Annotated in this window: 9 protein-coding genes; all 9 read left to right on the top strand. The window is 74.9% G+C overall.

Translation table 11 applies throughout. The features are described 5' to 3' along the window. The first annotated feature begins 590 nt into the window (after window positions 1–590). The 9 genes from ACFVNO_RS05210 to ACFVNO_RS05170 all read left to right on the top strand — a co-directional run bounded on the left by ACFVNO_RS05210 (window position 591) and on the right by ACFVNO_RS05170 (window position 11578). On the top strand, window positions 591–1922 hold the full coding sequence (locus ACFVNO_RS05210) for an MFS transporter (protein WP_355255596.1): 1332 nt from the start codon (window positions 591–593) through the stop codon (window positions 1920–1922). After that, window positions 1912–3330, top strand: coding sequence for an aspartate aminotransferase family protein (locus tag ACFVNO_RS05205; RefSeq protein WP_355255599.1), 1419 nt, complete (start codon window positions 1912–1914; stop codon window positions 3328–3330). Before ACFVNO_RS05210 ends, ACFVNO_RS05205 begins: the two co-directional genes overlap by 11 nt. A 109-nt stretch (window positions 3331–3439) precedes the next feature. Beyond that, window positions 3440–4729: an ATP-grasp domain-containing protein gene (locus tag ACFVNO_RS05200; protein WP_378889519.1), complete on the top strand. Its 1290-nt coding sequence runs from the start codon at window positions 3440–3442 to the stop codon at window positions 4727–4729. 14 nt (window positions 4730–4743) lie between these two features. Further along, window positions 4744–6786, top strand: coding sequence for a CocE/NonD family hydrolase (locus ACFVNO_RS05195; protein WP_355255604.1), 2043 nt, complete (start codon window positions 4744–4746; stop codon window positions 6784–6786). Window positions 6787–6830: 44 nt separating this feature from the next. Beyond that, entirely contained in the window at window positions 6831–7100 is a 270-nt protein-coding gene (locus ACFVNO_RS05190) for a hypothetical protein (RefSeq protein ID WP_355255607.1), read from the top strand. 98 nt (window positions 7101–7198) lie between these two features. Then, the gene (locus tag ACFVNO_RS05185) at window positions 7199–8476 is read left to right on the top strand and encodes a cytochrome P450 (RefSeq protein WP_355255610.1); all 1278 of its coding nucleotides are present in this window, start codon (window positions 7199–7201) and stop codon (window positions 8474–8476) included. Between the two features lie 46 nt (window positions 8477–8522). Next, complete coding sequence (locus ACFVNO_RS05180; protein ID WP_355255613.1) at window positions 8523–8738, top strand: hypothetical protein; 216 nt, start codon at window positions 8523–8525, stop codon at window positions 8736–8738. Between the two features lie 453 nt (window positions 8739–9191). Further along, window positions 9192–10880 (top strand): ribulokinase, encoded by a 1689-nt coding sequence (gene araB, locus ACFVNO_RS05175; protein WP_378889983.1) that lies wholly within the window; start codon window positions 9192–9194, stop codon window positions 10878–10880. Beyond that, entirely contained in the window at window positions 10877–11578 is a 702-nt protein-coding gene (locus ACFVNO_RS05170) for an L-ribulose-5-phosphate 4-epimerase (RefSeq protein ID WP_378889514.1), read from the top strand. Before araB ends, ACFVNO_RS05170 begins: the two co-directional genes overlap by 4 nt. Window positions 11579–11600: the final 22 nt, after the last annotated feature.

Here is an 11600-nt window from a genome sequence, read left to right as displayed (position 1 = left end):
GCTCGGGCGGAGGCGGGGGCACGGGCATCGGCGAGGGCGGGAACGGGTCCGGCGGCATCGGCGGCTCCGGCGCCGGGTCGGGATAGCGCAGCCGGTGCGCGGACGGGCGCGGGCGGTGCTGCGAACGGGGCTGTCGGTTCGGGTGCACGGTGTGCATGTCTCCTCCGTGCTGTCGGGAGGACGGCGCGGCCGTGGCCGCCGCCCCGAAGCGGGCGGGGACCGCCGCCCGCCGTCCCCCGCCGGTCGTGTCCCGGCTCGGAATCGTCGGTCGGAGGGATGTGTGTACACGGCTACCCGGGGCGACGGCGGGGAAACCCGCACGTGGAGACAGGTGGGACGGTCGTGTGCCCGCCTCGGCCCGCCCGGCGGTCCCGAAGGCGCCGCACACCGGCCGTCCACGGCCGCGGACGGCGGGCCCGGGGTCACCCTGTGCGAAAACCGAGGTCACGGACCCGCGGGCCATTGCCCGCGCCCGCCCGCCGGCGGTAACGTGCGCGGGTGGACTCCCCCCTGTACACCGGGCGCGCCCCTGTCAACCGCCCCGGATCCCCCTCCCCCCGTCCCCCGGACCGCCCCCGCGGCGGCCGCCCATGACCGCAGGCCCGCTCCCCCGCCCCCGGCTCCTCGCCTACGGGATCGGCTCCGTCGGCACCGGTGTCTTCTCGGCCCTGCCCGGCCTGCTGCTGCTCTACTACCTGACCGACGTGCTCGGCGTCGCCGCCGGGGTCGCCGGGCTCGTGCTGGTCCTGCCCAAGGTCTGGGACATGCTCGTCGACCCCGCCATCGGCGTGGCCAGCGACCGGGAGGCCGTGCGCACCGGCGGCCGCTCCCGGCTGATGCTCGCCGGGGCGCTCGCCCTCCCGCTGCTGTTCGCCGCCATGTTCGCGGCCCCCACGCAGTCGCCGGCCTGGTCGGCGCTGTGGGTGGGCACGGCGTTCCTGCTGGCCACCACCGCGTTCAACCTCTTCCAGGTGCCCTACGTGGCGCTGCCCGCGGAGATCTCGCCGCGCCGCGACCAGCGGGCCCGCGCCATGTCCTGGCGGGTGGTGTGCCTGACCCTGGGCATCCTCGCCGCCGGCGGGCTCGCCCCCGTCGTCGTGGAGGCCGCGGGCGGCGGGCGCCCCGGCCACCTGGCCATGGGCGCCGCCATCGGGGCGGTGCTGTGCGCGGCGCTGCTGGCCGCCACGCTGGGGACCCGGTGGATCCCCAGTCGGCCCGGTACCGGCACGCTCGGGCCCGTCGCCGCGTTCAGGGCGGCGCGCGGCAACAGGCCGTTCTTCGCGCTGGCCGCCGCGTTCTCCACCCAGTCCCTGGCGGTGTCGGTGATGCTGGCGGGCGCGCCCTACGTGGCCGCCTACCGGCTGGACGACTACGGGCTCACCTCCGCCATGTTCGTGTGCGTGGTGGGGCCGAGCCTGGTGGCCGTCCCGGCCTGGTCGGCGCTGGCCCGGCGGTTCGGCACGGTGAACTGCTACCTCGCGGCGCTGGTCGCGATGACCGCCACCGCCGCCCTGCTGTTCCCGGCGGTGCTCGCCGAGCACACCGTCGCGGTGCTGGCGGTGACCGGGCTGGTGGGCGTCTTCTACACCGGCCTGCAACTGCTGCCGCTGACCCTGCTGCCCGAGACCGTGCGCGAGGACGCCGGCCGCAGCGGGCAGGCCCAGGCGGGCACGTTCACCGGCCTGTGGACCGGCCTGGAGACGGGGGCGATGGCGCTGGGGCCGGGGCTGTTCTCGGCCGTGCTGGCCGCGACGGCGTTCCGCTCCTCGGACGTGGCGACGGCCGTCGTCCAGCCCGGGAGCGCCCTGCTCGGCCTGAGTTGGGGGTTCACCCTGATGCCGGCCGCGCTGTTCCTGGTGAGCCTGGTGCCGCTGCTGGCCTTTCGGAAACTGACCGCCGTGGGAGAGAAAAGTGCTGCCTGAGAACGGACGCTCCACCGAGGACCTGCTCGCCGAACTGGCCCGCCTCAAGGAGGGCGACCTGCCGGTGCGGGAGGGCCGGGTCGCCGCCTACGTGTACGACCCCGGGCGGCCGCACGTGCGCGAGGCCGGGCACCGGGCCTACCTGGAGATGCTGGAGGTCAACGGCCTCGACCCGACGGCGTTCCCCAGCACCGTCGCCCTGGAGAAGCGGGTGGTGGGCGCGGTCGCGGCCGTCCTGGGCGGGGACGCGTCCACCCCGGGCGTCTTCACCAGCGGCGGGACCGAGTCCATCATGCTGGCGGTCAAGGCGGCCCGCGACACCGGGAGCGGGCGCGAGGTGGTGCTGCCGGTGACGGCGCACCCGGCGTTCCGCAAGGCCTGCCACTACCTGGGGCTCACGCCCGTCACGGTCCCGGTGGACCCCGGGACCCTGCGTGCGGTGCCGTCGGCGGTCGCCGACGCGATCGGGCCGGACACCGCGCTGGTGGTGGCGTCGGCGCCGTCGTACCCGCACGGGGTGGTGGACCCGGTGCCGGAGATCGCGGCGCTCGCCGCCCGGCACGGGGTGCCCTGCCACGTGGACGCCTGCGTGGGCGGCTGGGTGCTGCCGTGGCTGGCGGACGCGCCGCCGTTCGACCTGTCCGTCCCCGGCGTCACCTCCCTCTCGTGCGACCTGCACAAGTACGGGTACGCGCCCAAGGGGGCCTCCGTCGTGCTGTTCGCCACGGAGGAACTGCGGCGGGCGGCGTACTACGCCAGCGCCGACTGGCCGGGGTACACGGTCATCAACTCCACCGTGCAGAGCAGCAAGGGCGCGGGTCCGCTGGCCGGGGCGTGGGCGACCCTGAACGCGCTGGGCGCGTCGGGGTACCGTGAGCTGGCCGCCGAGGCGATGGCCGCGGCCGCACGGCTGCGCGAGGGGGTCGCGGGGATCCCGGAGCTGCGGGTGCTGGGCGAGCCGGACGCGCCGCTGGTGGCGCTGGCCTCGGCCGACCCGGCGGTGGACGTGTTCGTCCTGGCCGACGAGGTCGCGAAGTCCGGGTGGTTCCTCCAGGCGCAGCTGTCGTACGCGGGCATCCCGCCCAACCTGCACCTGACGCTGACCGGGGTGTCGCTGGCGGGTGTGGACGCTCTGCTGGAGGTGCTGGCCGGGGCGGTCGCAGCGGTGCGCGGCGTGCGCCCCGACCTGCCCGGGGGCCTGGCCGGGGCCGTGGAGGGCCTGGACCTGGAGGCGGTGGACGACCGCGCGTTCGTGGAGCTGCTGTCGGCGGTGGGCGTCACCCTGGGCGGCCCGGGCGGCTCCCCGACGGCGGCGGTGAACACGATCCTCGACGGGCTCGCGCCTGCCACCCGCGAGGCGCTGCTGGTCCGCTTCCTGTCGGCCCTCAACTCCCCGCACACCGATTGAGGGGTGCCTCTTCGGGTAGTCGCCCTCCCACATCCCCCGTCCCCCGGTCCCCCCAGTGGGGTACCACGGGCGGGGGACGGGGCGGAAACCGGAGGACGAGGGAGGTCCGATGCCACGGAAGAACGTCTTCATCCCCGGCCTGGACGAACGCAACCACGAGATCCTCAGGAGGACGCCCACCGGCCGGGAGTGCGACTTCCACCCCCTTTCCACCCTGGACGACCTCAGGTCCGAGCACCTGGACATCGAGGAGACCGTCGCCGGGGCCCAGGCCGCCATGGACGGGTTCGACGGGTCCGTCGACGCCATCGCGGGCTTCTGGGACTTTCCCATCACCCTGCTGGTGCCGATCCTGGCCGGCCCCCGGGGCCTGCCCTCCCCCACCCTGGAATCGGTCGTCCGGTGCGAGCACAAGTACTGGAGCCGCCTGCTCCAGAGCGAGGTCATCGACGAGTACCCCGCCTTCGCCCTGGTGGACCTGCACGACCCGGTCCCGCCGACCGAACCCGGCTACCCGATGTGGCTCAAGCCCGTGAAGTCGGCCTCCTCCGAGCTCGCCTTCCGGGTGGAGAACGACGAGGAGTTCTATGAGGCCGTCGACCGCCTGCGCGAGGGGATCGGCAAGGTCGGGCGCCCCTTCGAGGAGATCCTGAAGCGCGTCGACCTCCCGCCGGAGATCGCCGAGGCCGGCGGCACCTCCTGCCTGGCCGAGGCCGCCCTGCACGGGGTCCAGGTGGCCGTCGAGGGCTACGTCCACCGGGGCGAATGCGTCGTCTACGCCACGCTGGACTCGGTCGACTACCCGGCCAGCCCGGTCTTCCTGCGCCACCAGTACCCCTCCACCCTGCCCGAGGACGTCCGGCGGCGGCTGGCGTCGGTCGCCACGCGGGTGATGGGCAGGCTGGGGCTGGACAACTCGACGTTCAGCATCGAGTTCTTCTACGACCCCGTCGAGGACGACATCCGGGTCCTGGAGGTCAACCCCCGCCACTCCCAGGCGCACGCGTCGCTGTTCGAGATGGTCGACGGCACCGCCAACCACGAGCGGATGCTCAGGCTCGCCCTGGGGCGGGAGCCCGTGCTCCCGGACGGGCTCCGCGGGGAGTACGACATCGCCGCCGAATGGTACCTGCGCCGCTTCTCCGACGGCCTGGTCAACCGGGTCCCCACCCCCGAGGAGATCCGCCGGCTGGAGGAGGCCGTGCCGGGGGTGCGGATCGCGATCGTGCCGGAGGAGGGGCAGCGGCTCTCCGGACTCCAGGCCCAGGACAGCTACAGCTTCGAGCTCGCCAAGATCGTCATCGGCGGCGCCGACGAGACGGAGATGCGCGCCAAGTACGAGCGCTGCGCCGAGGAGCTCTCCTTCGACATCGAGGACGACCCCGGCGACGACCACTGACGGAAGGAGACCCCATGCGGGTGATCGAGACCCTGCCGTACGAGGTCCGGACCGAGGACCACTTCTGGATCCCCCTCTCCGACGGGGTGCGCCTGGCCGGGCGGGCCTGGCTCCCCGCGTCCGCCGAGATGGACCCGGTGCCGGCGGTCCTGGAGTACATCCCCTACCGCAGGCGCGACCTCACCGCGGTACGCGACTCGACCCACCACCCCTACATCGCCGGGCACGGCTACGCCTGCGTCCGCGTGGACATGCGCGGCAGCGGCGACTCCGAGGGGGTGCTCACCGACGAGTACCTGGAGCGCGAGCAGCAGGACGCCGAGGAGGTCCTGGCCTGGCTCGCCGAGCAGCCCTGGTGCGATGGCACGACCGCCATGATGGGCCTGTCCTGGGGCGGCTTCGCCGCGCTCCAGGTGGCGGCCCGGCGCCCGCCGAGCCTGGGCGCCATCGCCATCGCCTCCTTCACCGACGACCGCTACAACGACGACTTCCACTACATGGGCGGCTGCCTGCTCTCCGACAACCTCGCCGAGTCCGGGACCACCTTCGCGTTCGGCACCTGCCCGCCCGACCCGATGACGGTGGGCGACCGGTGGCGGGACATGTGGCTGGAGCGGCTGGAGGCCAACCGCCCCTGGATCATCACGTGGCTGCACCACCAGCGCAGGGACGACTACTGGCGGCACGCCTCGGTGATCGAGGCCCCCGAGCGGGTGGACTGCCCGGTGCTGGCCGCCGGCGGCTGGGCCGACGGCTACTCCAACGCGGTCCTGCGCGTCCTGGAGTGCCTGGAGTCGCCGCGGCTGGGGCTCGTCGGCCCCTGGTCGCACCGCTACCCCCACCTGGGGCTCCCCGGGCCCGCCATCGGCTACCTCCAGGAGGTCGTGCGCTGGTTCGACCACTGGCTCAAGGGGGTGGACAACGGGGTGGACGAGGGGCCCGCGCTGTGGGCCTGGATGCAGGACTCCGTCCCGCCCGCCACCTCCTACGAGGACCGGCCCGGGCGGTGGGTGCGCGAGGACCGGTGGCCGTCCCCGGGGGTGGAGCGGACGCGGTTCGGCCTGGGCCCGCACCGGCTGTTCACCTCCGACGAGTACACCCCGGCCGAGGACGAGGAGCCCGGCGACCCGCTGACCGTGTCCTCGCCCCTGACCGTGGGCCAGTTCGCGGGCAAGTGGGCCTCCTACAGCGCGCCGCCCGACCTGCCCTACGACCAGCGCGAGGAGGACGGCGGCTCGCTGGTCTTCGAGACCGAGGCCCTCCGGGAGCCGGTGGAGATCCTCGGGGCCCCCGAGGTGGAGCTGGAGGTGTCCTCCGACGAGCCGGTGGCGATGGTCGCGGCGCGGCTGAGCGACATCGCCCCCGACGGGTCCGCCACCCGCGTCACGTTCGGGCTGCTCAACCTGACCCACCGCGACGGGCACGCGGAACCGGAGGAGATGCCGCCGGGCGAGACCCGGCGGGTGCGGATCGTCCTCAACGGGGTGGCCCAGGTCTTCCCGGCGGGCCACCGCATCCGGCTGTCGCTGTCCACCTCGTACTGGCCGCTGGCCTGGCCCCCGCCCCGGCCGGTCCTGCTGACCGTCCACCCGGGCGGCAGCGCCCTGGACCTGCCGGTCCGCCCGGTGCCCGAGGGGGAGGACCCCTCCGCCCGGCCCTTCGGCGAACCCGAGACGACGGCGGAGATCCCGACCTCCCGGCACGAGCTGCCCGAGCACCGCTGGGAGGTGCACAGGGACCTGGTCGACACCCGGTCCTCACTGGAGATCGTCAAGGACGGCGGGATCCTGCACCTGGAGGGCATCGACCTGGACGTGGGCCGCCGCGCCCGCGAGCACTACGAGTCGGTGGCGAACGACTTCACGTCGGTGCGCGGCGAGACCTCCTGGACGATGCGCTTCGCCCGGGGGGACTGGGCCACCCGCACCGAGACGCACACCTCGCTGGAGTGCACCGAGACCGGGTTCCGGGTGTACGGGACGCTCGACGCCTACGAGAACGGGGAGCGCATCTTCTCCCGCCAGTGGAACGAGACGATCGCACGCGACCACGTGTGAGGGGCGCGTGCGCAGGAGAGGGGGCGGGGCCGATGGAGGGCCCGGTGTCCGCGGGACCGCTGGTGGTCCTCGTGTCCGTGGCCGTTCCGGTGCTGGTGATCCTGTTCGTGATCTGGGTGCTGCGCCGGGACGTCGCCCGCAAGCAGAAGGCCGTCCGCTCGCCCGACTACTGGAAGGAGCGGCCCGACGGCCGCCGGTACCCGACCGGGTGGGACCAGAGCCCCGGGGCCGGGAGCGCCCGGCGGGAGCCGGAAGAGGATCCAGCGGACGACGACCTGCCTCCGCCGGAAGGCGGCGACCCGCCGGTCCGGTGAGGCCGGGGCGGGGGCGCCCGCGTTCACTCCCGGCGTTCATGGGTAGTCGCCCCGTGCACACCCGTGGTCGAACACCGTGGAAGGCGGTGAAGCCGATGATGGGCACGGAACCCGCCCCCGGCCTGCTGGAGCGGGCGCGCCTGCTCCCCCTGCTGTCCGCACAGGTCGCCCGGGGGGTGATCGTGCGCCGCCCCGCCTGGGAGGGCCTGGCCGCGGCGCTCGGCGCCGACCGCCGGCTCGCGGAGCTCCTGCGGGAGCTGCGGGAACGGTACGGGGACCGGCCCCTGCCGCTGACGGTGGCGGGCCGGCCCGTCGCCCTCGTCCTGGACCCTGCGGACGTGCGCGGCCTCCTGGAGCGCACCCCGGACCCGTTCTCGCCGGGCGGCCGGGAGAAGCGGGGCGCTCTGGCGCACTTCCAGCCGCACGGGGTGCTCGTGTCCGACGCCGACGACCGCGTGCCCCGGCGGGAGGCCAACGAGGAGGCGCTGGCCACCGGGCGGCCCCACCCCGACGGCGGGGTGCTGGACGCCCACGCCGACGAGGAGGCGGCGGTGCTGCGCCGCGCCCTGGGCGAGGCCGGGGGCGGGCTGGACTGGCCGCGGTTCTCCGCGTCGTTCGACGCGCTGGCCCGCAGGCTGGTCTTCGGGGCGCACGCCGCCGAAGACCACCTCACCACCGAGCTGCTCCGGCACCTGCGCTCGCGCGCCGACTGGTCCTACGCGCTGCCGGTGGACCGGCGGACCAGGGAGGAGTTCCTGGACCGGGTGCGGACGGGCGTCGAGGGCGCCGAGCCGGGGAGCCTGGCCGCGCGGCTGCCCCGGGACGGCCGCGTGCGGCCCGAGGACCAGGTGGCGCACTGGCTCTTCGCCTTCGACGCGGCGGCCATCGCCGCCTTCCGGTCCCTGGCCCTGCTGTCCGCGGAGGGGGCCGACCCCGAAGCGGCGGCCGGCGACGCGGCCCGGTGGGAGGCGACGGTCCAGGAGTCGGTGCGGCTGTGGCCGACGACGCTCGTGATCCTGCGGGAGGCGGTGCGGGAGACGGTCTGGCGGGACCGGGAGTTCGCCCAAGGCACGGTGTTCGTGATGGTGAGCTCCTACTTCCACCGCGATCCGCGGCTGCCGTACGCCGACGCGTTCACCCCCGGGATCTGGCTGGACGGGCGCGCCCGGGCGGAGCCGGGGCTGGTGCCGTTCAGCCACGGGCCCGCCGGGTGCCCGGGCCGGGACGTGGTGCTGTCGAGCGCCTCGCGGTTCCTGGCGGCGGTCACGGGCGGGGACCCGCCGGCGCGCACCGACGCCGCCCCGCTGTCGGCCGCGGACCTGCCGGCGTCACTGGACCACACCGCCCTGCGCTTCTCCCTGGCGGGGACGGCGTGAACGGCGCGGTGGACCGAACGGACCCCGAATCGGAGAGGTGAAGGACATGGAATGGGCGTGGGTCGTGGCCGTGGTCATGATCGTCGCGATCGTCGTGGCGGCGGTGTTCGTGCTGCGGCGCAACACCGCCGACGACCGCAGACTCCCCGACAAGCCCGCCCGCGAGCGGCGGCGCTATCCGACGGGCTGGAACCGCAGTACCGGTGAGATGCGCATGCCCCCCGACGAGGGGGATCCCCCCGCGCCCCGCCGCGACGCCTGACCGGCCCGCCCACGGCGGACCGCCGGACGGTGCCGCGCCCCGGACGGGGACGGCACCGTCCGGGCACATCGTCCCTGGCGGCCACAGAGGCGGGCACGTGCCGGTTCGTCACGGCGGGTGCCACCGCGTCCGGCGGTCTCGCCGGGTGTGGTGAGCGGCCGCCGGCTCGGCGGGATCTCTCCACCGGCCGCCTCGGGTTCCGCCAGGTGTCCCGCGTCAGAACAGCGGGGCCGGTCCGTGTGGCCTGCGGGGGTTGACATTCCAAAATGTTAGCGCGAACAATATTGCCTGGATCACATTCACGCCCCCGCTCCCGCCCCTCCCCCTCCAAGAAAACCGACACTCCCCCATTTCAGGGCACCATCCACCCGATACCCCTCAATCTCCCCATCTCGGAAGGAAGCGCCCTTGTCGCGGAATGTTAGCGCCCACAAAATCCCGCCGGACGATCCCGTGGTCGTCGGCATCGACTTCGGCACCCTCTCGGGCCGCGCCGTCGTGGTCCGGGTCTCCGACGGCGCCGAACTGGGCACCGCCGAGCACGCTTACCCCCACGGCGTCATCACCGACCGCCTCCCCGGCGGCAAGGGGGAGCTGGAGCCGGAGACCGCGCTCCAGCACCCCGGCGACTACGAGGAGGTGCTGCGCACCGCCGTCCCCGAAGCGCTGGAGCTGGCCGGGGTCCACCCCGGGCGGGTCGCCGGGATCGGCACGGACTTCACCTCCTGCACCTTCCTGCCCGTCACCGCCGACGGCACCCCCCTGTGCCTGCTGCCCGGACTCGCGGACCGCCCGCACGCCTGGCCCAAACTCTGGCGCCACCACGCCGCCCAGCCCGAGGCCGACGAGATCACCGCCCTGGCCGCCGAGCGCGGCGAGCCCTGGCTGCCGCGCTACGGCGGCCGGATCTCCTCGGAGTGGCAGTTCGCCAAGGCCCTCCAGGTCCTGCGCGACGACCCCGGGGTGTACGAGCGCGCCGACCGCTGGATCGAGGCAGCCGACTGGATCGTCTGGCGGCTGTGCGGCCGCGAGACCCGCAACACCTCCAGCGCCGGCTACAAGGGCCTGTACCAGGACGGGCGCTGGCCCTCCCGGGAGTACCAGGCCGCCCTCGACCCGCGCCTGGCGGACTTCGCCGCGACCCGGCTCGACCACCCGCTCTCCCCGCCGGGGACGCGCGCGGGCGGCCTCACCGCGCAGGCCGCGGAGTGGACCGGCCTGCCCGAGGGCACCCCGGTCGCGGTGGGCGCCATCGACGCCCACGTGACCGCCGCCGCCGTGGGGACCACCGGCCCGGGCCGGATGCTCGCCATCATGGGCACGAGCACCTGCCTGGTGATGAACTCCGACGTCAGGGCCGAGGTCCCGGGCATGTGCGGCCTGGTCAGGGACGGCATCACGCCCGGCGCCTGGGGGTACGAGGCCGGGCAGAGCGGGGTCGGCGACATCTTCGGCTGGTTCGCCGACACCCACGTCCCCCCGGCCTACCACGACGAGGCCCGCGCCCGCGGGGTGTCCGTGCACGAGCTGCTCTCGTACAAGGCGGCCGACGCCCCGGCCGGGTCCCACGGCCTGGTCGCCCTGGACTGGCACAGCGGCAACCGCTCGGTCCTGGTGGACCACTCGCTCTCCGGCCTGCTCGCCGGGATGACGCTGGCCACCCGGCCGGAGGAGGTCTACCGGGCCCTGGTGGAGGCGACCGCGTTCGGCGCCCGCACCATCGTCGATGCCTTCACCGGCGCCGGGGTCCCGGTCCGCGACCTCACCGTCGCCGGGGGCATGGTGCGCAACCCCTTCGTCCTCCAGGTCTACGCCGACGTCCTGGACCGGCCGCTGCGGGTCGCGGCCACCGGGCACGGCAGCGCCGTCGGGGCGGCCGTCCACGGGGCCGTCGCCGCCGAGCTGTACCCCGACCTGCACACCGCCTCCGCCGCCATGGGCCGGGTCCGCGCCGACTCCGTCGAGCCCGACCCCGCCGCGGCGGCCGCCTACAAGGAGCTGTTCGCCGTCTACACCGAACTCCACGACCACTTCGGCCGGGGCGGCAGCGACGCCCTGCACCGGCTCCGCGCCCTGCGCAACGGCACCCGCGCCGCCGGCCCCTCCGGCACGGCGGCCTCCGACGAGGGGAGGCGGCGGTGACGGCCCCCCGGACGCCCGCGCCCGCGGCCGCGCTGGCCGCCCACCGCGACGAGGTGGAGCGCCTGCGCGCGCAGGTCTGCGCCCTGCACGCGGAGCTGCCCCGCTGGAACCTGGTCACCTGGACGAGCGGGAACGTCTCCGCCCGGGTGCCCGGCGCCGACCTCATGGTCATCAAGCCCAGCGGGGTGTCCTACGACGACCTGGCCCCCGGGGACATCGTCGTCTGCGACCTCCACGGGAACACGGTCGAGGGGCGGCACCGGCCCTCCAGCGACACCTTCGCCCACGCCCACATCTACCGGGAGCGCCCCGACATCGGCGGGGTGGCGCACACCCACAGCCCCTACGCCACCGCGTGGGCCGCCCGCGGCGAGGCCGTCCCCTGCGTGATCACCGCGATGGCCGACGAGTTCGGCGGCGACATCCCGGTGGGGCCCTTCGCGCTCATCGGGGACGACGCCATCGGCCGCGGCGTGCTCGACACCCTGGCGGGCCACCGCTCCCCGGCCGTCCTCATGCGCGGCCACGGCGTGTTCACCGTCGGACCCACCGCCGCGGCCGCGGTCAAGGCCGCGGTGATGTGCGAGGACGCGGCCCGCACCGTGCACATCGCCCGGCAGGCCGGGCCCGTCGAGCGCCTGCCCCAGGAGCACATCGACGCGCTCCACGAGCGCTACCGCAACGCCTACGGCCAGTGACCCCCACCGAAAGCGAGGAGAC

Origin of the sequence: Nocardiopsis sp. NPDC057823 (assembly GCF_042797335.1) — a bacterium.
Classification (GTDB): Bacteria; Actinomycetota; Actinomycetes; order Streptosporangiales; family Streptosporangiaceae; genus Nocardiopsis; species Nocardiopsis changdeensis.
This window is presented reverse-complemented; position numbering and strand designations above follow the sequence as displayed.

Bases quoted from the DNA above. Each gene is read 5' to 3' on its own strand.
- ACFVNO_RS05210 (WP_355255596.1), top strand. From the start codon at position 591: ATGACCGCAGGCCCGCTCCCCCGCCCCCGGCTCCTCGCCTACGGGATC.
- ACFVNO_RS05200 (WP_378889519.1), top strand. From the start codon at position 3,440: ATGCCACGGAAGAACGTCTTCATCCCCGGCCTGGACGAACGCAACCAC.
- ACFVNO_RS05195 (WP_355255604.1), top strand. From the start codon at position 4,744: ATGCGGGTGATCGAGACCCTGCCGTACGAGGTCCGGACCGAGGACCAC.
- ACFVNO_RS05180 (WP_355255613.1), top strand. From the start codon at position 8,523: ATGGAATGGGCGTGGGTCGTGGCCGTGGTCATGATCGTCGCGATCGTC.
- ACFVNO_RS05185 (WP_355255610.1), top strand. From the start codon at position 7,199: ATGGGCACGGAACCCGCCCCCGGCCTGCTGGAGCGGGCGCGCCTGCTC.